Source organism: Actinopolymorpha sp. B17G11, from assembly GCF_040196095.1.
Classification (GTDB): Bacteria; Actinomycetota; Actinomycetes; order Propionibacteriales; family Actinopolymorphaceae; genus Thermasporomyces.
Genome location: NZ_JBEFTW010000005.1, coordinates 204,267 through 225,346, shown reverse-complemented (window position 1 = coordinate 225,346; position 21,080 = coordinate 204,267). Strand labels below are relative to the sequence as shown.

Genomic DNA, 21,080 nt, shown 5'->3' with positions numbered 1-21,080 from the left:
AGCTGTGGTCGACCATGAGCGCTGGCCAACGATGAGCGATGGCCAACGATGAGCGATGGCCGACGATGATCATGCGGCAGAGTTGGCGGTTCCGGCAGCCGAATTGCCGCCATTCGTGACGCATGACCATGGTCGCCTTGTCGGAGCTGTCTTGCCAGCGGCGGAGCCGGTCGTCGAGCACGGCGAGGGCGAGAAACGTCTGACCAGTGGGCTCGGGGATACTTGGAGTGACGCGAGGATCGATGAACCATCCGAGGAGCGCCCATGCCTATCGCCACTCCCGAGGTCTACGCCGAGATGCTCGACCGCGCCAAGGAGGGCGCGTTCGCATACCCGGCCATCAACGTGACCTCCTCGCAGACACTCAACGCCGCGCTTCGCGGGTTCGCCGAAGCCGAGAGCGACGGGATCGTGCAGGTCTCGACCGGCGGGGCGGAGTTCCTGTCGGGCGCCACGATCAAGGACATGGTGACCGGGTCGGCCGCCTTCGCCGCGTACGCCCGCGAAGTCGCCAAGAACTACCCCGTCAACATCGCCTTGCACACCGACCACTGCCCGAAGAACAAGCTCGACGGCTTCGTCCGGCCGCTGCTCGAGATCTCGGCGGAGCGGGTGGCCCGGGGCGAGGACCCGCTGTTCCAGTCGCACATGTGGGACGGGTCGGCCGTGCCCCTGGAGGAGAACCTCGAGATCGCGAAAGACCTGCTGGCGAAGGCGTCCGCGGCCAGGATCATCCTGGAGATCGAGGTCGGCGTCGTCGGCGGTGAGGAGGACGGCATCGTCGGCGCGATCGACGAGAAGCTCTACACCACGCCCGGCGACGGTCTGCGTACCGCCGAGGTGCTCGGTCTCGGTGAGCAGGGCCGCTACATCACGGCGCTGACGTTCGGCAACGTGCACGGTGTCTACAAGCCGGGCAACGTCAAGCTGCGTCCGGAGATCCTTAAGGACATCCAGGACGAGGTGGGGGCGAAGTTCGGCAGGGAGAAGCCGTTCTCCCTGGTCTTCCACGGCGGGTCCGGGTCGCTGCTGTCGGAGATCCGGTCCGCGCTCGACTACGGCGTGGTCAAGATGAACATCGACACCGACACGCAGTACGCCTTCACCCGCGCCGTCGCCGACCACATGTTCAAGAACTACGACGGCGTGCTCAAGGTCGACGGCGAGGTCGGCGACAAGAAGGTGTACGACCCGCGCTCCTACGGCAAGGCTGCCGAAGCGTCGATGGCGAAGCGGGTCGCGGATGCCTGCGAGGCCCTGCGTTCGACGGGTACGACCCTGGCGAAGAACTAGGACTCCGACTCCGCCCGAGCGCGGGATCGCCCTGAGCGCGGGTTGGCCCACGGGCTCGCCGCCCTGGCAGGCGGTTCGCTTGGGTGAATGACCACGCTGCCCATGCCGGTGATCTCCGGACAGGCGCCGATGCCTGTTCCAGGTACCAGAAGCCTGCTCAGCGTGGTCATTCACCGACGAGACGGGCCCCGGATGCCCGATTCACGGAAAATCGTGACTGTTCGTACGCGGCAAGCGCTTGCCGCTACCAAGGGTGGTGTCCGAATCTGGCCTCGATTACCTGGAACTCCCGCTGAGACACGTATTGCGAGGCCGTCCGGCGTACCACAAAACTTGCTCCAGCGGCGGCGCTCCGGACGAACCGTTCCACGGGACTCGATGAGGGGCGCTGCCGCGACCACTTTCTGGATCTCCCCGCCGGTGCCCGATACCGCGCAGCCGGGCCATGATGTGGCCATGGCAGCTGGTTGGACCTGCCCCGAGTGCGAGCGCCGCTTCGGACGCCGACTTACGCGGCTGGCTCACCGAGGCCTACTTCGCCTCACTCACCTGATCGGCCGGCGCCACCAGGGCTAGATCAGTTCGCCCGCGCGATGGATGAGGCCGGCGAGGGTCGCGGCGTCCGGATCCTCGGTCGCCGCCGCCAGAGCGTCGGCCTCAGCCGCGAGCTGCTGCCACGACACCAGCTCGGGTACGGACGGACCCGGCAGCGGGTGACCCGGCGGAACGTCGCCGCCCACCCCGCCATGGCCGCCCAACCCGTCACCGCGACCGTCGAAGCCGGCCCCGCCGCCATCCAGCGCGCCGTCCGGCTCGACGTCGCCACGGTCGTACACCACACCTCCACCGCAGCCATAGACGTACTCCCGGCCCGACCCGACCACTCCGTAGCCGGCACCGCGCAGACATACTGCGAACGTCGCGGCTACGTAGTCGAGCCGGAGTCGGGTGGACGCGGCGGCGTACGGCAGATCCAGGTCGGCGACGGACACCACCGACTGCGCCTCGTCAGCGGCACCGGTCCGCGGCGAAAGCCACCGCGCGGTGGCGGTCGCGACCTCCCCGTGCGCACCGGGCCGGAGGTTCACGACGTAGAGCGCGGTCACGCTGTGCCCCGGACCCACCTCGCCCCCGTCGACGGCGTCGTTGCGGAAGTCCTGGTCGGCGACGGCGCGGTTCTCGAAGCCGATGAGCTGGTAGCCGGCAACGTTCTCCGGGTTGAACGCCACCTGCGCCTTCGCATCGCGGGCGCGCACCGAGAGGGTCCCGGGCAGCCTGTCGACGAAGAGCCGCCGGGCCTGCTCCACCTGCGAGACGTAGACCGCGAACCCCTCGCCGTTGTCGGCGAGCTGCTCCATCAGCTGGTCGCCGTACTCCCGGCCCACGCCGACGCAGAGCAGCGCGATGTCCTTGCCGGCGCTCTCGCGTACCTGCGCCAGGATCCCTTCGTGGGTGACGTTCCCGGTGTTGGCGAGGCCGTCGGACAGCAGGATCACCCGGTTGGCGACGCCCTCTCCGAACCCGTCGCGCGCCACCCGGTAGCCCGCGACGAGGCCGGCCTCGAGGTTCGTGCTGTCCTCCGGCGCGAGCTGGTCGACGGCCTGGTGCAGGTCGGCCCGCTCCCACACCGGCGTCATCTCCTGGATCACCCGGGCCTGCGTCGAGTAGGCGACGATGGCTACGGCGTCCGAGGGCCGGAGCTGGTCGATGAGCGTGTGCAGGGCGTCCTGGACGAGGTCGAGCCGCCCGGGTTCGCGCATCGATCCGGAGACGTCGACGACGAAGGTGAGGTGGGCGTTCGGCCGCGTTCCGTACCGCTCCGCGCGGGTCTGCAGCCCCACCCGCATCAGCCGGGTGTCGGTCGCGACGATGCCGCCGTTGTCGACCCTCGGCCCACCCCACGCCGGCAGTCGGAACCCGTCGGTGTGGACGCCGATGCCGTCGCCCGTGGGCTGCGGATAGTCCTGGGCGAACGCGTTGATGAACTCCTCCGGCCGTACCTGCGCCGGATCGGGGAGCGACCCGTCCGAGAGCACCCGGCGGGCGTAGTCGTAGGACGCGGTGTCGACGTCGAGCCCGAACGTCGACAGGTTGTCGTCGTACGGACGGACAGCGCGAGAGTCGACGGCGGCGTCGCCGTCGGCACGGAGCCCGCTCTCGGGTGCGGCGCCACCCTGCGGCGCCATGGGGGCGGCGCCGGAGTTTCCGTCGTACGCGGAACCACCGCCGGGCGCGCTCTTGCCCGCCTCGCCTGGAGCCGCCCGCTCCCGCCCTTCGCTTCCGGCGGCGCCAGGCGCGGTATCGCCGGAGCAACCGGCGAGCAGGAGCAGGGCGGCACTGACGGTGACGGCGATCGCGGTACGTAGCTGGGTCACGGCGGGATGTCCCTTCACGCGGGAATGCGATGTGCCGAGGGACGCGCTACCCCCGCCGGACGTTGCCCGCGGGCCCGATTCGCTTCACCCGTCGTCAGTCGCCGGCGGCCCCGCGCGCGACCAGAACCGCGCGTACGGCGTCCGAACCCCGGGCCTGTTCGGGAACCGGCGCGCCCGCGTCGAGCAACAGTTCCACGGTGCGCGGGTAGTCGCCGTGGCGTACCTCCTCCACCGTGCGCATCGAGGGTCCGCCGTGCGGGTCGTGGCAGTTCTCGGACCCGTGGCAGGCCATCTGCACGGAGTTGGAGTGGTACGTCGAATCCACCGCCGCAGGATCCGCGCCTGCCGCCAACAGCAGCTCGACCGCATCGGCCTGGCCACACCACGCGGCCCGTTGCAGCGCCGTCATGACGCCGTCCGGGGCGGCGTCGACGTGAGCTCCCGCGGCCAGTAGGTGCCGCAACAGCGAGACGTTGTTCGCCTGTGCGGCGTTCCGCAACACGTCTGGGTGCGGTTGTACGCCGGCCTCCGGCGACTTCGCACCAGACAGCAACGCAGCGACGGCGCGGTCGTCGTCGCTGGCCAGGGACTCGTCGGCACCGTGGGCGAGCAACAGGTCCACCTGGTCCATCCGCCCGTTGCGGAGTGCCTTGCGAAGGTGCGCGCCGGACCGGTGGTTCGGGTCGGCGCCGTGGGTGAGGAAGAGCTCCACCATGGCAAGGTTGTCGAAGTCCAGTGCCCTGCCCAGGCAGTACGACACCTTCTCCGGGTCCGGTCCGGCATCCAGGAGCAGCCGGGCGCAGGTGATGTCGGTGAACTCCGCCGCGTGGTAGACGGCCTCGTTGCCGCCGTTCTCGTCCGGGTCCGCTCCGGCATCGAGCAGCATCGCCGTGAGTTCGGCGTTGTTGGCGATCCCGGCGGCGGCGTAGAGCGGTACCTGCAGGTGCCCGTGGTCATCGGTGTAGCCGGCGTCCGGATCGGCACCGGCGTCGAGAAGGAGCCGGGCGACGGCGACGATACGGGCCGCGCGGTCAGGATCTGCGTGGCGTGAGTCGGCGTGGCCTGAGTCGGTGCGGAGGAAGCGGGAGAAGCAGGCGTACGTCAGGGGCGGCCAGTCCGACGGCGCAGTCCTGCGGCTGGCGGCTCCAGGGTCGCGGTCAAGCCGGCGGCGTACCTCGTCGACCTCGCCTGTGACGCACGCGGCCGCGAGATCGTGGCGGGCGAGCTCGGGATCGGCGTCGAGCAGGGTACGGGCCGTGCGGATGTCCGAGGAGCACGCCGACCGCACGAGCATCGCGGCACGCTGGTCGAGATCGAGCGCGCGGGTCTCCACGTAGGTCTTGAGGCGCGGCCAGGACGCGAACCCGTGCTCACGCGCAACGGCCAGCTGGGCCTCGGCGAGCTGAGCGAACTCGCCGTCTCGCCGGCGCTTCTTGGCCTCGTCACGCAGCCTGCGCAGGTCCGGCCGCGGAGGCAGCGTACGAAGAGGCCGCGGCGCGGCGGACGGCGGCTGCGACGAGTGGTCGGAGCCTTGGTCAGGGCCACGGCCATCAGGACCACGGCCATCAGGGCCACGGCGATCGGGGCGAGGGCCATCAGGGCCGGGGTGATCGGAGTCAGGGTGATCGGAGTCAGGGTGATCGGAGTCAGGGCGATCGGAGTCAGGGCGATCGGAGTCAGGGCGAACGGGGTCAGACACGACGTGCTCCTTCACCGGCTCCGGGGGTCCGCACACCGAAACCGAGAAGCGTCGCAAGTCGAGGACCGCTCGGTCACCGCTGCACCACTCAGGTGGGCTATGAGCCCTGTCCGCGGACCGGACGCGCCCTGCGCGCGGCCGCCAGGATAGGCCGCCGCAACCTCACTCGTCCACGGCCGCCCCGGCAGGTGGGAAGCGGCACCCACCCGACTGCGGGCAGGATGGTGGGCATGAGCACACCGCACAACCTGCTGGGCGAACCGCCCGCGACCCGGCTGCCCGAAGACACCGAGGCGCGCGCAGCCCTCGACGGCGGCGCTGATCCCGCGGAGGTCGCCCGCGCCCACCCGACGTACTCCCTCGCCTGGGCGCTCCTCGCGGAGCGCGCACTCGCCGACGGCCGGGACATCGAGGGCTATGCGTACGCCCGGGTCGGCTACCACCGCGCCCTTGACGCCCTACGTCGGAACGGCTGGCGCGGCCATGGCCCGGTGCCGTGGGAACACGAACCCAACCGCGGCTTCCTGCGGGCGCTGGGCTCGCTGGCCAAGGCGGCGGACTCGATCGGCGAGGACGACGAGGCCGAGCGCTGCACGACGTTCCTCTTCGAGTCGAGCAGCACGGCGGCCAAGGAGCTCGGCCTGCACGCCTGAGTCGAAGCGGATCAACGGCGGCGGACCCGGACAGCCCGGCGGCGGATGTCCAGTTCGGCCGCCGCCGATCGTCTCTTCTCCGCGGCGACGCGGCGACGCGCCTCCGCGGCTACGCGGCGTCGAGGGTGGCGACCTCGTCGGCGGACAGGGAGAGCTCGGGCGCCTGGGCGGAGTCGCGGATCGACTCCGGCCGACTCGCGCCAGGAATCGGGATCACGACCGGCGACTTCGCCAGCATCCAGGCCAGGCAGACCCGCTGCGGACTGACCCCGTGCGCCTTTGCGATCTCCGCGAAGGCCGCATGCCGGGAGCCGAGCTCACCCGCCCGGGAGATCCCGCCGAGCGGGCTCCACGGCAGGAACGCGATCCCCATCTCGTGGCACAGCTCGAGTTCGGGCTCGCTGCTCCGGAACGCCGGGGAGTACTGGTTCTGCACCGAGACCAGCCGCCCGCCGAGCACCTCGTTCGCCTCGCGGATCTGCGCGACCGTGGCGTTCGAGATTCCGGCGCGTAGGATCTTGCCCTCGTCGAGCAGGTCGCGGAGCGCGCCGACCGACTCGGCGTACGGAACATTGGGATCCGGCCGGTGGAACTGGTAGAGCCCGATCGCCTCGACCCCTAGCCGCTTCCGCGAAGCCTCGCACGCGGACTTGAGATAGGCCGGCGAACCGTTGGCCGTCCACGAACCGTCGCCCGGTCGCAGATGGCCACCCTTGGTGGCGACGATGACGTGCGAGGTGTCACCGCCGTAGCTCGCCAGACACTTGGCGATGAGCGACTCGTTGTGGCCGACCTCTCCCGCGTAGAGGTGGTAGGCGTCGGCGGTGTCGATGAGGGTGACGCCGGCGTCGAGCGCGGCGTGAATCGTGGCGAGGCTGCGCGCCTCGTCGGGGCGACCTTCGATGGACATGGGCATGGCGCCCAGCCCGATCGCGCCGACCTGCACATCGCCGAGCTGGCGGAGTTTCATGGACGGTCCCCTTCTACGGTGATCAACGGCTCGCGGGAGTATGCACGTACCCGTTCCGGGCGTCGCCCGGCGGTTGAGCGCCGGCGTTTCCTCGCCAGGATCGGACCCTCGGCCGCCATCTGTCCAACAGCAGAAAGTTCTGGGATTCAGCACGCGAGCTGATGGAAAGCGCAGGTCAGGAACGCCTTGCCCGCCCATGGCAGCCACCACGTCCCGGGGGACGCCGATCAGGAGACAGGCCCTACGTCCCGGGAGGGGAGGTCGGGTGGGTGGGGACGAAGACCCGCCATCCGTACGCGGGAACGCCGAGCGGATCGGCAATGTCCTCCGGTTCGCCCGGCTCCACCCCCGGCCCCGAACTCGCGCCGATCACCATCCGGGCGATCGAGTCAGCCAGCTCATCCGGGAAGCGGTACGCCTCGTCGGCGACGTTCATCAGCACCACCACCTCGCTGCGTGGTCCGCCCGGCGCAGCTGCGGTGTCCGGCGCCGTCACCCGGTAGGCGAATGCCCGGTTGGTGAGGTGCTCGACCGTGGTACGCCCGTGGACCAGCCACGGATGGCGCCGGCGGAGGCCGATCAGCCGCTGATGCAGGCGGTACACCGGCCACCCGGACTCCGACAGCCCGGCGGGTGAGTCCGGGAACACCGGCCGGATCGCGTCGTCACCACCCTCGCGTTCCTCCTTGATCCCCCGGAACCCCTGCTCGTCCCCGGCGTACGCACTCGGTACCCCGCCCACGGTGAACAGGACCGCGAGCGCATGTCCGACCAACTCGGCACGGTCGAGCCTGCTCGCCAGCCGTGTCACGTCGTGATTGCCGACGAAGGTCAGCGGGCAGAACGCCTCGACGAAGCTGTCGTGCCGCTCCAGCGCCCAGGCCAGTTCGAAGAAGTTCCGGTCGCGGAGTGAGCTCCAGATCGCCTTCCACAGTTCGTACTGCGTCACCGAGTCCAACCCGCTCTCGGCGACGTACCCGGCATAGTCGCCGTGGATCATCTCCCCGACGAACCACGCCTCCGGATTCCGCCGCCGCACCTCCGGCAGGACGCGGCTCCAGAACGTCGGTGCCACCGCGTACGCGGCGTCCAACCGCCACCCGTCGGCGCCCCGAGCGAGCCAGTGGTTCATGACGTCGATGACGTACGCCGCGACCGCGGGCTGGTCGTGGTCGAGGGCGGCGAGACGGTCGTGCCCCTCGAAGGTGACGTGGCGGCCGTCCGGCCCGCGCCGGAGCCACGCGGCCCGGGTCGACTCCTCCTCCGGTGCCTGCCCACCGCTCGGGAACCCCCGCCCCACATGGTTGAACACGCCGTCCAGCAGGATCCGCAGCCCGCGCTGACGGGCCGCCGCCACCAGCCGGTCGAAGTCGGCGGCGTCGCCGAGTCGCGGGTCGATCCGGAGATGATCCACCGTGTCGTAGCCGTGGGTCTCGGACGCGAAGATCGGCCCGAGCACCAGCCCGGAGCAGCCGAGCTCCACGGCATAGTCGAACCAGGGTTCCAGCCGGCTCAGACGATGCCGGACCTCGGCTCCCGGCGGCAGCGCGACCGGCTCGGCGCCGAGAAAGGGCAGCGGAAGGAGGTGCCACCAGATCGCGTGGTCCACCCAACCGCCCATCGACGCTCCTCACCTCGGATCACTTCCGCCGCGCCGTCGGACACATACCCCGTCGCCGGACACGCGCACCAGGGCGGACGGCGAAAACACCACCCCGGCCTAGGCCGGCATGAGCGCCCTGGCGGTGCGCTCCCGCGCCGGGTTCAGGCGGCCGGCACGACCATCCGCAGGCTCTGGGGCACGACCTTCCAGGTACACCGCTGCTCGGTGCCGCTGTCCTGGCCGTCGCAGGTCATCCAGAACCGCTGGCCGCAGACCTTGATCTCCCGCGCCCGGACCGTCTGGATGTCCGTACGAACGATCGGGTGCGGACGGCGGAGCCAGTGCCGTGCCGCGGACACAGGGTCGACGGCGAAGCCCACGACCAGCTCTGCGTGACCGTCCGCTCTCACCGCGCACGAGGCGACCGTGGACCCGGCACCCGGCCGCGGCGACGAGGCCGACGACATCGCGGACCTGCCGTTGGTGACCGCGACCGACCACACCGGCCGGTCGAAGTCGGCTACCACCTCGTCATCGGCCTCGATGCGTACGTGGAGGGCTCGCGGCCGCACCGACCCACGGCGACGGGCGGGACGACCGAACGCGGACAGGGGCCCGTGGTCGCCGAAGCCGTCCCGGCCACCGCCCAACCCCCACCATCCCGGCGTGCCACGCGCGGGGCAGCGGCCCAGGTGTACGGCATTGACGACTACCGAACCCCGGCAGTCGACGAGCAGATCGAACCGGCGCTCGACGCCGGCGAGCACCGTCTTGGCGGCGACGTCCGGATCAGGCGGAACCCCCGCCCCGCAGGCGAAGCCGCGGCCGGAGCCGTCCGGCAGAACGGCGAGCAACGCGTCGTCCAGCTCGTTGCGCCGGTGCAGGGCGGCGACCACCGAATGGAGGTGCCGGTCACCGCCGGCCACCACCACCGTGCGCCCGCCGCGCCGGTGCAGGGCGCCGTCGAGCTCCCCAGGCAGCCGTACCCGAACCGCCTGGACGTCGGCCTCCGCGCGCAGGGTGTCGATGGCGGCCTGGACCTTGTGCTCGTCCACACCGTCGGCGTCGGGAGGGATCACCACGAGCAGGGACTCCACGCACGGCACCCTACCGCCTGCTCCACTGCCCATGGCGCTGCCGAAAGGGGCCCGGACGGGGGTGGACTATCCTGGGCCCGCAAGAGCCGGCTGCCCCAGGTTCGCTGCGACGAGCCGGGATCCGCGACCCGGCAGCGGAGCGAGCCACCTCACTCCTGGCGCTCGTTCCGCAGGTGGCGGCCGGACGTCCGCCATTCGGAAGGACCCCTGATGCCCGCGATCGTGCTCGTCGGTGCCCAGTGGGGCGATGAGGGCAAGGGCAAGGTCACCGACCTGCTCGGCAGCTCGGTCGACTACTGCGTCCGCTACCAGGGCGGCAACAACGCCGGCCACACGGTGGTCGTCGACGGCGAGTCCTACGCCGTACACCTGCTGCCCTCCGGCGCCATCACGCCCGGCTGCGTACCCGTGATCGGCAACGGTGTCGTCGTCGACCCGGCCGTGCTGCTGGACGAGATCAGCATGCTCGAGGGCCGCGGCGTGAGCTGCACGAGTTTGCTGATCTCGGCCAACGCGCACCTCATCGCGCCGTACAACACCGTCATCGACAAGGTGACCGAACGCTTCCTCGGCCACAACCGGATCGGCACCACCGGACGCGGCATCGGACCGACGTACGCCGACAAGGTCAACCGTCTCGGCATCCGCGTCCAGGACCTCTTCGACCCCGGCATCCTGCGCCAGAAGGTCGAAGGCGCCCTGCTCCAGAAGAACAACCTGCTCGTCAAGGCGTACAACCGGCGCGCCATCGGTGTCGACGAGATCGTCGACGGGTTCCTGCGCTACGTCGACCCGCTACGTGGCTACGTCACCGACACGTCCGCAGTGCTCAACACGGCCCTGGACGGCGGCAAGGTCGTCCTGCTCGAGGGTGCCCAGGCGACGATGCTCGACGTCGACCACGGGACGTATCCCTTCGTCACGTCCTCGAACCCGACCGCGGGCGGGGCGTGCATCGGCGCCGGAATCGGCCCGACCCGGATCGACAAGGTGATCGGGGTGCTCAAGGCCTACACCACGCGGGTCGGTGCGGGCCCCTTCCCCAGCGAGCTGTTCGACGCCGACGGCGAGCATCTTCGCAAGGTCGGGGGGGAGTACGGCGTGACGACGGGACGGGCGCGCCGGTGTGGCTGGTTCGACGCGGTGATCGCGCGCTACGCCACCCGGGTCAACGCGTTCACGGACTACTTCCTCACCAAGCTCGACGTGCTGTCCGGCTTCGAGCGGGTGCCCGTGTGTGTGGGTTACGACGTCGACGGCACAAGGTATGACGAGATGCCGATGACGCAGACCGACTTCCACCACGCCCGGCCGATCTACGAGTACCTCGACGGCTGGTGGGAGGACATCTCCGGCTGCCGGTCGTTCGAGGACCTGCCGAAGGCGGCCCAGGCGTACGTCAAGGCACTCGAAGAGCTCATCGGCGCTCCCGTCGCCGGCATCGGCGTCGGACCCGGGCGGGACGAGGTCATCGCCCTGCGGCCACTGCTTTGACCGTACGAAGCGCGGCGCTGGCGGGTGCGGCGTCAACGGCACGGAGCAGCCGGACGGGTGCGGCGCCGACCGTACGGAGCTACCGGCCCGGGACCTTTCGCGTGGCGGCGCCGGTTGCCCTCGCCCGTGGCGGCGCGAATGACCACGCTGAGCATGCCTGTGGAGCCTCACCAGGCGTCGGCGCCTGTTCCGGGTGCCACAGGCATGCTCAGCGTGGTCATTCGCCGGGCCGGCTCGCGGGCGACGTGGAACGGTGGTCCATGTGAACGGCACCGCCAAGACTCTCCTCATCGTCGATGCGGCGAACGTCGTCGGCTCCGTACCCGACGGCTGGTGGCGGGACCGGCTCGGCGCGACGATCCGGCTCCGCGACACCCTCGCCCCCCTCGCGTCCCGTGGAGTCGACGCGATCGCCGAGCCGCCGCTGGAGGTCGTCCTCGTGGTGGAGGGCGCCGCACGGAAGGTGCCGGCGACGCCGGAGGTACGCGTGATCCCCGCATCCGGCTCGGCGGACGACACGATCGTGGAGTTGGTCGCGGCCGAGGACGCCCAGGACTCCCGCCGGGTCGTGGTGGTGACCGCCGACCGCGGCCTGCGGGACCGGGTGCTGGCGTTCGGCGCCGAAGTCGCCGGCCCGCGAACCGTCTACCCCGCCCCCGACTGACTCCCAGACATCACCGGCCGAAGGCCAACCGTCTGCGCGGCTGAGCGAGTCCGGCGGCGGCGGTCGGGAGGGGTCGTCTAGGGTCGCTTGCCATGGACGTACTCGTCGTGGGCGCCGGCGGCCGCGAACACGCCCTCGCCCTAGCCCTGCGCCGCGATCCCACCGTCGACACCGTGCACGCCGCCCCCACCAACCCCGGCATCGCCGAGGTGGCCGAGGCCCATCCACTGGACATCTCCGACAACGACGCCATCGCCGACCTGGCCGAGAAGCTGGGCGTGGACCTGGTCATCATCGGACCCGAAGCGCCGCTCGTGGCCGGGGCCGCTGATGCCGTACGCAGCAGAGGGATCACCTGCTTCGGCCCTTCGCGACAGGCGGCGCGGATCGAGGGGTCGAAGGCGTTCGCCAAGGAGGTCATGGCGGCTGCCGGTGTACCCACCGCGATGGCGCACGTGTGCGAAAAACCCTCCGAGGTGGCCACCGCCCTCGACGCCTTCGGTCCGCCGTACGTCGTCAAGGCCGACGGGCTCGCCGCCGGCAAGGGCGTCGTGGTCACCGTCGACCGCGACGCCGCCCTCGCCCATGCCGAAGGATGCGACCGGGTCGTCGTCGAGGAGTTTCTCGACGGCCCGGAGGTGTCGCTGTTCGCGCTGACCGACGGCGCCACCGTCATCCCGATGCTGCCGGCCCAGGACTTCAAGCGCGTCGGCGACAACGACGAGGGGCCCAACACCGGTGGGATGGGTGCGTACGCCCCGCTGCCCTGGGCGCCGCCCGGCCTCGTCGACGACATCGTCGCCCGGGTCGTGCAACCCACGGTTGACGAACTCCGCCGGCGCGGGACGCCGTTCGCGGGGCTCCTCTACGCGGGCCTCGCGCTCACCTCCCGCGGCCTCAGGGTAGTGGAGTTCAACGCCCGCTTCGGCGACCCCGAGACGCAGGTGCTGCTCCCCTTGCTGCGTACCCCCCTCGCCCCCGTCCTCCTCGCCGCGGCCACCGGCACGCTGAGCGAGGTCGAGCCGCTGCGCTGGCACGCCGGCGCGGCCGTCACGGTCGTCATCTCGGTGGCTGGCTACCCGGACGCGCCACGGACGGGCGACGTGATCGAGGGGCTCGACGACGCCGCCGCGTTGGACGGCGTGGAGATCCTGCACGCGGGAACGACGCTCGACGCCGCCGGGCGCCTCAGCACGTCCGGTGGGCGGGTGCTGGCTGTCACCGCGCAGGGCAGCGACCTGGCGAGCGCCCGCGACCGGGCCTACGCTGCCGTCTCCCGGATCCACATCGCCGGATCCCACCACCGGCGCGACATCGCGGCCAGGGCGGTTCAGGGCGAGGTACGAACGCCCGGTATGTGACGTCTTCCCCGAGCAGGGGGCTTGTCGTGGCGGAGGTTCCCGCACGCACGTCGGGATCGCAGGAAGGCACGCCCGTCGACGTCACGTTCGGGCGGCGGGACCCTTGCACAGTCAGGCCGGCTGGTAGGTCAGGCAGTCCACCTCGTTGTGCTGGTAACCGACGACGATGCCGGCGGCCTGGCACTCGAGGTTGACGTTGTGCTGGCACTCGGCCATCTTGCAGGCACCGACGTGGCCGACGGACGCGGGATCTCCTCCCTTGAAGGCCACGTCGTAGAACGTGTCGCACTGGGCGCCACGGGAGTCGCCGACCGTGATGGCGAGAGCGTGGCAGGCCTGATCGCGGTTGTACGCACACGACTCCGCTGCACACCGGTTCACTACGGGCATATCCATACCGGCGGCCTTCCCAGATCTTGACGTTTTGTAACGCCCGTCCGGGCCAGCGCAGTCACGCCGGGTCCGAATCCCGCCGGCCCGCCACGCCTGCGCTGGTTAGCGTTCGAAGCCAACGACGTCAGCACAGTAGGAAGGAACCCCGCCTCCATGGACCTGCACCTGTCAGATCGCGTGGCCGTTGTCACCGGCGCCTCGAAGGGCATCGGACTGGCGATTACCCGGACCCTGGTCGCCGAGGGCGCGCGCGTGGTCGCCACGTCCCGCAAGAGCACGCCGGACCTCAATGTCTTGCTCGGGCCGGCCGTCCTTCATGTCGCCGCTGACCTGATGGATCCGGATGCGCCGGCGATGGTCCTGTCGCGCGCTGAAGAGGCGTTCGGGGGTGTGGACATCCTGGTGAACAACGCGGGTGGGCAACCTCCGGGAGTCACCTTCCCCCGTGGCTCTTTCCTGGACGCGACCGATGACGACTGGCGGGCGACGGTCGAGTTCAACCTGTTCTCGGCGGTCCGCGCGGTGCGTGCCGCCATCCCGCTGATGCTGAAGCGGGGCGGCGGTTCGATCATCAACGTCTCCTCCATGATGGCCTGGCAGCCGTCACCGACCAACCTCGACTACTGCGCGGCCAAGGCGGCGATGACCAGTGCCGCGAAGGGTTTGTCGGAGGAGTTCGCACCGCGCGGTATCCGGGTGAACACGGTCTCCCCTGGGCCGGTGCGTACGCCTTGGTGGACCGACGCCGGTGGTGTCGCCGACATGTTCGCTGCTCAGGCCGGCGCTGATCGGGACACCGTGCTGGACACGATCGTCCCGGAGTCGATGCGTCTGTCCACCGGCCGCATGGTCGACCCACAGGAGGTCGCCGACGCGGTCGCCCTGCTCGCCTCGCCGCGTTCTGCCAGCACGACGGGTGCCGACTTCATCGTCGATGCGGGATGTCTCAAGTCCGTGTGACCGCATTCGTTCGCGCCGGTGACCGCATTCGTTCGCGCCGGTGACCGCATTCGTTCGCGCCGGCATACGCCACGTCGACACGTCGACGGCTACGAACCCCCGCCTCCACAACCGCCGATGGCGCCGCGATGAACGTCATCTCACGAAGGGGAGCCAAGAGCGGCGTCCTCCTGACTTCCCCTTCGCCTGTGTCACCGCGGAAGCGTGGAGCTTGCGGGCATGAACGCGTCAGGAACCGGAGGAGTTGTACTCGTCCCGCCAGGCGATCCACTTCTCGACCGTGCTCAGGTCGTAGTCGGGTCCGTTGACGCCGAGCGTGAACTGCGTGATCCCGGCGTCGAGCAGCGGCTTGGCGACGTCCTCCGGCGTACCCTCGGGCGCGCCGGCGGACCGCTCGATCTCGGCCGGGTCGCGGCCGATGTCGGCGCACCAGTCGTCGAGGACCTTGCGCTTGCGTTCGAGGGTCGAGGCGTCGCCGAACCCGTGCCAGATGTGGGCGTACTGCGCGGTGTAGCGGAGGGTCTTGCGTTCGCCGCCACCGCCGATGAGCACCGGGATGTCCCGCGTCGGCGCCGGGTTCAGCTTGCCCCAGCGGGCGGTGATCCGCGGCAGGGCCTCGGACAGGTTGTCGAGCCGGCCACCGGCGGTCCCGAAGTCGTAGCCGTACTCGGTGTAGTCGCGTTCGAACCAACCGGAACCGATACCGAAGATCAACCGGCCATCGCTCATGTGGTCGACCGTGCGGGCCATGTCGGCGAGGAGCTCGGGGTTGCGGTAGCTGTTGCAGGTCACCAACGCGCCGATCTCGACCCGGGACGTCTGCTCCGCCCAGGCACCCAGCATGGTCCAACACTCGAAGTGCTTGCCGTCGGGTTCGCCGTAGAGCGGGAAGAAGTGGTCCCAGTTGTAGATGATGTCGACACCGGCCTCCTCGGCGCGCGCTACGGCATCGCGGATCTGGGAGTAGTCGGCATGCTGGGGCTGGATCTGAACGCCAATCCGTACTGGTCTCGTCATGATGTGAACCTAACGGACCGCCGCAACCCCGCTCCCGACGATCACCGGGTCAGAGCCGATCAGCGTTCAGGACGTAGAAAAGTACGAGTACGGCGGCCATGGCAGCGGGGGCGAGGAATGTCCCGATCATGCTGCGGTGCAGTCGGCGGCGCGCGGCGGACAGCGCGTGGCTCGACAACGGTGCGACGTCTGGCGCGGCGGCCGAAGCCATGGGCATGAGCGGGAGCCACGCGGTGACGGTGAAGCCACCGTCGGTGGGGCGTGCGTCCAGGGTGCCGCCGACGAGCCGGACCCGCTCGTCCAGGCCGATGAGACCGTAGCCCTGGATGCCGTCGGTCTGTGGTGGGGCCATCGGCGGAGCACCGTTGACGACGGTGACGACGATCCCCTGCTCGCCCTCGTCGTGGCGTCGCAGGGTCACCGTCACCGAAGCGCCGGGTGCGTGCTTGATCGCGTTGGTGAGCGCCTCCTGGACCACCCGGTAGGCGGCGCGGGCCGTGACGTCCGGCACGGGTGTGTCGAACTCGGCCGTGGCGTCTTCGAGGGTCACGGCAACTCCGGACGCCGCCGCCTGCGTCACGAGCGACTGCACGGTGCCTCCCGCGGGAACGACGGGCGGCGTCTCGCCGTCGTCCCTCAGCATCCCGATGATCTCGCGCAGCCGATCCGTTGCCGACGCCGCCGCCTGCCGCAGCTCCCCGGCCGCCTGCTGCCCTTGCGGGCCGATCCCCGTGGTCACCTCGAAGCCCGCCGCCCGAACGGCGATCAGGCTCAGCTCGTGGCCGAGGGAGTCATGCATGTCGCGGGCGATCCTGGCCCGCTCCCGCAACCGGACCTGGTTGGCCACCAGACCCTGCTCCCGCTCGAGCCGCTCGGCGAGTTCCCAGCCGGCGCGGAGCAGTTCGGCACGCTGCAGGACGTACTGGCCGGCGGTCCACGGGAGGGCGACCTGGAGCACCATGGTGCTCGCGAGAGTGAACCAGTCCTGGGCCGTACCTCCCTGATTCACCACCGCGAAGGTCAGAGCCACCGTGCAAAGCCCGGCCAACAGCTGCACCACCGAAGGTCCCCCGGCCGTCCGGCGGCCGAGCAGGAATGCCAACGTCACCTGGGCAAGGGTCAGCTGCTCGCAGTAGAACTCCCTGGTCACTGCCAGAGCGAGGACCGTGGGAAGCACCACCGCGACGAGCGGGACGCTCCGGGACACGAGCACGGCGACCGCCAGCAACGCCACCGCCACGGCCTGGAACATCGGCATGGACAAAACGGAACCCGGCGGCAGGCCGTCGTCGCTGAGGAACACCGGGGCCGTGATGGCGGCCCAGACCAGGAAGTCGACAGCGCGACGACTGCCGAACATCCTCCAGATCCGCTCCACGGGCGACAGGCTACGGGGCACGACCGGCGGAAAGAGCTGACGAACGACAGTACGGCTCACTGACGATCGTGCGCAGTCGGGGGCAGCCGACGATCCGTAGGTTCGCGAGCGTGATAAGCCTGAGAGACCTCACCAAGCGCTACGGCGCCAAGACTGCCGTCGACGGACTGACGCTCGAGCTCACACCCGGGACGGTCACGGGGTTCCTCGGCCCCAACGGCGCCGGCAAGTCCACCACGATGCGCTTGATCCTCGGCCTCGACGCTCCGACGGCCGGGACGGCGCTGGTCTGTGGACGCCGGTACGCCGAACTCGACCAGCCCCTGCGTACCATCGGCGCGTTGCTGGACGCCAAGGCCGTCCATCCCGCCCGCTCTGGCCGCGACCATCTTCGGGCGATGGCCCGGAGCCAGCGCATCCCCGCGTCCCGGGTGGACCAGGTGCTGGCCCTGACCGGGATGACGGAAGCCGGGCGGCGGCGCGCCGGCACCTACTCGCTGGGGATGAGTCACCGGCTCGGTATCGCGGGCGCCCTCCTCGGTGATCCGCAGATCCTCATGCTCGACGAGCCCGTCAACGGCCTGGACCCCGACGGCGTGCGCTGGATCCGGACTCTGCTGAGGTCACTGGCGGCTGAAGGACGCACCGTCTTCATCTCCTCGCACCTGATGAGCGAGGTGGAGCAGACGGCCGACCGGCTTGTCGTGCTCGGCAAGGGTCGCCTGATCGCGGACGAGCCGATGGCGAACCTGCTCACCGGCACCGGGACGAAGGTGCGCGGACCCCAGCTCCACGCGCTCGCTGACGCGCTGGACGACGCCCGCTGGTCAGGGCCTGACGAGCTCACCGTCACCGGTGTCCATCCCGAGCAGGTCGGTGCGCTGGCCCACGAGCTCGGGCTCATGCTCTACGAGCTCAGTCCGGTCGAGCCGACTCTCGAGGAGTCCTACATGAACCTGACCGCCGACAGCATCGAGTACGGAGCCGAAGCATGACGACCACGTCCCTTCCGCCGGCCGCCACCGTGGCCTCGACCGCGGCCGCCGAGTGGATCAAGCTGCGCTCACTGCGTTCCACGTGGTGGTTCGTCGGCGGCTCCGCCGCCATCATGGCGCTCGTCGCCATGCTGGAATCCGACGACAGTGATCCTGCCACCGTCCTCGCGGTCTCCGTGGCCACGGCGGCCCTCTCCAACTTCCTGCAGTACACGCTCGCGGCGTTCGCGATGCTCGCCATCACTGGGGAGTTCGCCACGCGGAGCATCACCGTCACGTGCGCGTGTACGCCCTCGCGCACCCGCGTCATGCTGGCCAAGGCCCTCGTCGTGGGGTCCACGGTCCTGCTCGTCGGCACCGGGGTCGCGGTCCTGGGCGTCGGTGTCGCCGCCGTACGGTTCGGCGAGCTGGGCGCCCTCGACTCGACCCACCTCACCAGCATCGTGACCATGGGCGTCTACCTGTCCCTACTCGGCGTGCTCGCACTCGGCATCGGCACCCTCGTCCGCCGGACGGCCGGCGGTCTGGCGATCCTCGTCCTCCTGCTCCTCGTCGTCCCCGAGGTCATGGTGCTCGTGTCCGAGCGGCTGGGCGCTCCGGTCATTGCCACGATCGCGGACTACACGCCCGCGCCCGCGGGGTGGCGGCTCATGTCCGGGGACTGGGAGTACGCGCTGGTCCTCGCGGCCTGGGCGACGGTCACGATCGCCGCGGGAGTCTGGGCCCTGCGCACCCGGGACGTCTGAGCCCTACTCGCCCTCGGAGTCCCCTACCAGGCCGGCCTCATGGGCAAGCACCGCCGCCTGGACCCGGTTCTTCAGCTCCAGCCGGGCCAGCAACGTACTGACGTAGGCCTTGACCGTCCCCTCGGTCAGGAACAGCCGCTGACCGATCTCGGCGTTCGACAGTCCTGCGCCCAGGAGGGCCAACACCTCGCGCTCACGCGGCGTCAGCCTGTCGAGGCGTTCCTTCGCCGCCGTACGCCGGGTCACCTGGCCGTCGTTGACCAGCTGGATGACCCGGTGCGCGACCTTCGGCGAGAGGTACGACGCACCGCCGTATGCCGCCCGCACCGCGGCCATGAGTTCGTACGGATCACCCGCCTTCAGCAGGAATCCGCTCACGCCGCTCTCGAGCGCCGCCCCGATGTACTCGTCCTCGGAGAAGGTGGTCAGCATGATCACCGCGGTGTCCGGGACGACCCTGCGCAACTCTGCCGCCGCACTGAGCCCGTCGAGCACGGGCATCCGGATGTCCAGCAGGGCGACGTCGGGCCGGTGCACCCGAGCGGCCTCGACGGCCTCGCGCCCGTTGCCGGCGTCGGCGACCACGTCGATGTCAGGTGCGGCGGCCAGGATGGCCCTGACGCCGGCCCGCATCATCGCCTCGTCGTCCGCCAGCAGCACCCGGATCACGCCCCGACCGTACTACCAGGCACACCCGCTTGGCGGCGTCCAGCGACGCGTCCGAGCTCTGCGCGGCGGTTTCCATGATCATGAAGGAAAGGCGGCTATACGCCCGCAAACTTTCATGATCACGATCATGATCACGGGGGTCGACGCCTTCGGGGAACCGAGGGCGCGAGGGGTGATCCGGGGCGGGACCGCGACCGGCGGGCGGCCTGCGGGAGAATGGGGTACGTGCCGCCACCGGTGATCCCCGACGTCCTCGCCGCCCGCTACGCCTCCGCCCCCCTGGTGGAGCTGTGGTCGCCGGCCCACAAGGTGATTCTCGAACGCCGACTCTGGATCGCCGTGCTCCGGGCGCAACGCGACCTCGGTGTCCCGGTGCCCGACGGCGTGATCGAGGCGTACGAACGAGTAGCCAGCCAGGTCGATCTCGACTCGATCCGCGAGCGGGAGCGCCGCACCCGCCACGACGTCAAGGCACGCATCGAGGAGTTCTGCGCCCTCGCAGGTCACGAGCACATCCACAAGGGCATGACCAGTCGCGACCTCACCGAGAACGTCGAGCAGCTCCAGGTCCGCGCCTCCCTCGAGCTCGTCCGCGACCGCATTGTCGCCGCGCTGGCACGGCTCGCCGCGCGGGCCGCCGAACACGCCGAACTGGTGATCGCCGGCCGCAGCCACAACGTCGCCGCCCAGGCCACGACGCTGGGCAAGAGGTTCGCGTCGATCGCCGACGAGCTGCTCGTCGCCCTCGAACGCATCGAGGACCTGCTGGCGCGCTATCCGCTGCGTGGCATCAAGGGCCCGGTCGGCACCGCCCAGGACCAGCTCGACCTGCTGGACGGGTCGGCGGAGAAGCTCGCCGATCTCGAAGACCGCGTCGCCGCACACCTGGGCTTCACCCGTGTTCTCACCAGCGTCGGCCAGGTCTACCCGCGCTCGCTCGACTTCGACGTCCTGTCCGCCCTCGTCCAGGCGACGGCCGCCCCCTCCAACCTGGCGACCTCGATCCGGTTGATGGCCGGCAACGAACTCGTCACCGAAGGATTCCAGCCCGGCCAGGTCGGTTCGTCCGCCATGCCGCACAAGATGAACACCCGTTCGGCCGAACGCATCAACGGCCTCGCGGTCGTCGTTCGCGGCTACCTGTCGATGGTCGGCGAGCTGGCCGGCGACCAGTGGAACGAAGGCGACGTCTCGTGTTCGGTGGTCCGCCGGGTGGCCCTGCCGGACGCGTTCTTCGCCACCGACGGGCTGTTCCAGACGTTCCTCACGGTGCTGGAGGAGTTCGGTGCGTTCCCCGCGGTGGCGCAACGCGAGCTTGACAGATACCTCCCGTTCCTCGCGACAACCAAGGTGCTGATGGCGGCGGTCCGGCGCGGCGTCGGGCGTGAGACCGCACACGAGGTCATCAAGGAACACGCTGTCGCCGTCGCGCTGGCGATGCGGGAGAAGGGCGCCGAACGCAACGACCTGCTCGACCGGCTCGCCGCCGACGAACGCCTGGGCCTCAGCCGGGACGAGCTGGGCGGCCTTGTCAACGATCCCCTGACGTTCACCGGTGCGGCTCTGGCGCAGGTGAGTGAGGTCGTGCGCCGGGTGCGGACCGTGGTCGAGCGCTATCCGGAGGCCTCGTCGTATACCCCGGACTCCATCCTCTGAGAGCCCGTCGCCACCCCGTCCCACTCTCCTGCGGCGTGGCCTGGTCATCGGCCAGGA

The 21,080-nt window shown here is 70.3% G+C and carries 18 protein-coding genes; 9 read left to right on the top strand and 9 right to left on the bottom strand.

Going from position 1 to position 21,080, the window contains the following annotated elements; genetic code table 11:
- Positions 1-264: 264 nt before the first annotated feature.
- Positions 265-1,293 (top strand): class II fructose-bisphosphate aldolase, encoded by a 1,029-nt coding sequence (gene fbaA / locus ABN028_RS08205; protein ID WP_349328282.1) that lies wholly within the window; start codon positions 265-267, stop codon positions 1,291-1,293.
- Positions 1,294-1,865: 572 nt separating this feature from the next.
- Here the strand turns inward: fbaA and ABN028_RS08200 are convergent.
- Both ABN028_RS08200 and ABN028_RS08195 read right to left on the bottom strand, forming a co-directional pair.
- Complete coding sequence (locus ABN028_RS08200) at positions 1,866-3,686, bottom strand: YfbK domain-containing protein (protein WP_349696168.1); 1,821 nt, start codon at positions 3,684-3,686, stop codon at positions 1,866-1,868.
- Positions 3,687-3,762: 76 nt separating this feature from the next.
- The gene (locus ABN028_RS08195) at positions 3,763-5,367 is read right to left on the bottom strand and encodes an ankyrin repeat domain-containing protein (protein ID WP_349696167.1); all 1,605 of its coding nucleotides are present in this window, start codon (positions 5,365-5,367) and stop codon (positions 3,763-3,765) included.
- A 230-nt stretch (positions 5,368-5,597) separates the two neighbouring features.
- On the opposite strand from ABN028_RS08195, the gene ABN028_RS08190 reads away from it, so the two are divergent.
- Positions 5,598-6,020 carry a DUF3151 domain-containing protein gene (locus tag ABN028_RS08190; RefSeq protein ID WP_349328285.1) on the top strand — a complete coding sequence of 141 codons (423 nt, stop codon included), beginning with the start codon at positions 5,598-5,600 and terminating at the stop codon, positions 6,018-6,020.
- Between the two features lie 109 nt (positions 6,021-6,129).
- Here the strand turns inward: ABN028_RS08190 and ABN028_RS08185 are convergent, their stop codons facing one another.
- The 3 genes from ABN028_RS08185 to ABN028_RS08175 form a co-directional block, all read right to left on the bottom strand.
- Positions 6,130-6,990, bottom strand: coding sequence for an aldo/keto reductase (locus ABN028_RS08185; RefSeq protein ID WP_349696166.1), 861 nt, complete (start codon positions 6,988-6,990; stop codon positions 6,130-6,132).
- Positions 6,991-7,231: 241 nt separating this feature from the next.
- Entirely contained in the window at positions 7,232-8,611 is a 1,380-nt protein-coding gene (locus tag ABN028_RS08180; RefSeq protein ID WP_349696165.1) for an alpha-amylase family protein, read from the bottom strand.
- Between the two features lie 143 nt (positions 8,612-8,754).
- A complete protein-coding gene (locus tag ABN028_RS08175) occupies positions 8,755-9,690 on the bottom strand; it encodes a diacylglycerol/lipid kinase family protein (RefSeq protein WP_349696164.1) in 936 nt (311 codons plus the stop codon).
- Between the two features lie 210 nt (positions 9,691-9,900).
- On the opposite strand from ABN028_RS08175, the gene ABN028_RS08170 reads away from it, so the two are divergent.
- From ABN028_RS08170 to purD, 3 genes are all read left to right on the top strand, one after another.
- Entirely contained in the window at positions 9,901-11,184 is a 1,284-nt protein-coding gene (locus tag ABN028_RS08170) for an adenylosuccinate synthase (protein WP_349696163.1), read from the top strand.
- Positions 11,185-11,446: 262 nt separating this feature from the next.
- Positions 11,447-11,848: a PIN domain-containing protein gene (locus ABN028_RS08165; protein WP_349328290.1), complete on the top strand. Its 402-nt coding sequence runs from the start codon at positions 11,447-11,449 to the stop codon at positions 11,846-11,848.
- Between the two features lie 92 nt (positions 11,849-11,940).
- Positions 11,941-13,209: a phosphoribosylamine--glycine ligase gene (purD, locus tag ABN028_RS08160; RefSeq protein WP_349328291.1), complete on the top strand. Its 1,269-nt coding sequence runs from the start codon at positions 11,941-11,943 to the stop codon at positions 13,207-13,209.
- A gap of 111 nt (positions 13,210-13,320) precedes the next feature.
- Here the strand turns inward: purD and ABN028_RS08155 are convergent, their stop codons facing one another.
- Positions 13,321-13,605: a DUF1540 domain-containing protein gene (locus tag ABN028_RS08155; protein WP_349328292.1), complete on the bottom strand. Its 285-nt coding sequence runs from the start codon at positions 13,603-13,605 to the stop codon at positions 13,321-13,323.
- 150 nt (positions 13,606-13,755) lie between these two features.
- Between ABN028_RS08155 and ABN028_RS08150 the strand changes: the two genes are divergently transcribed.
- Positions 13,756-14,562 (top strand): SDR family NAD(P)-dependent oxidoreductase, encoded by an 807-nt coding sequence (locus tag ABN028_RS08150; RefSeq protein ID WP_349696162.1) that lies wholly within the window; start codon positions 13,756-13,758, stop codon positions 14,560-14,562.
- 228 nt (positions 14,563-14,790) lie between these two features.
- Here the strand turns inward: ABN028_RS08150 and ABN028_RS08145 are convergent, their stop codons facing one another.
- The gene (locus ABN028_RS08145) at positions 14,791-15,579 is read right to left on the bottom strand and encodes an LLM class F420-dependent oxidoreductase (protein WP_349328294.1); all 789 of its coding nucleotides are present in this window, start codon (positions 15,577-15,579) and stop codon (positions 14,791-14,793) included.
- Between the two features lie 49 nt (positions 15,580-15,628).
- Positions 15,629-16,957 carry a sensor histidine kinase gene (locus ABN028_RS08140; protein ID WP_349696161.1) on the bottom strand — a complete coding sequence of 443 codons (1,329 nt, stop codon included), beginning with the start codon at positions 16,955-16,957 and terminating at the stop codon, positions 15,629-15,631.
- Positions 16,958-17,067: 110 nt separating this feature from the next.
- On the opposite strand from ABN028_RS08140, the gene ABN028_RS08135 reads away from it, so the two are divergent.
- Positions 17,068-17,952 carry an ABC transporter ATP-binding protein gene (locus ABN028_RS08135; protein ID WP_349328296.1) on the top strand — a complete coding sequence of 295 codons (885 nt, stop codon included), beginning with the start codon at positions 17,068-17,070 and terminating at the stop codon, positions 17,950-17,952.
- Positions 17,949-18,698 carry a hypothetical protein gene (locus ABN028_RS08130; RefSeq protein ID WP_349696160.1) on the top strand — a complete coding sequence of 250 codons (750 nt, stop codon included), beginning with the start codon at positions 17,949-17,951 and terminating at the stop codon, positions 18,696-18,698. The genes ABN028_RS08135 and ABN028_RS08130 overlap by 4 nt, the downstream gene beginning before the upstream one ends.
- 3 nt (positions 18,699-18,701) lie before the next feature.
- On the opposite strand, the gene ABN028_RS08125 is transcribed toward ABN028_RS08130, so the two are convergent.
- Positions 18,702-19,367, bottom strand: coding sequence for a response regulator (locus ABN028_RS08125; protein ID WP_349696159.1), 666 nt, complete (start codon positions 19,365-19,367; stop codon positions 18,702-18,704).
- A 216-nt stretch (positions 19,368-19,583) separates the two neighbouring features.
- On the opposite strand from ABN028_RS08125, the gene purB reads away from it, so the two are divergent.
- Positions 19,584-21,023 carry an adenylosuccinate lyase gene (gene purB / locus ABN028_RS08120; RefSeq protein ID WP_349696158.1) on the top strand — a complete coding sequence of 480 codons (1,440 nt, stop codon included), beginning with the start codon at positions 19,584-19,586 and terminating at the stop codon, positions 21,021-21,023.
- Positions 21,024-21,080 lie beyond the last annotated feature (57 nt).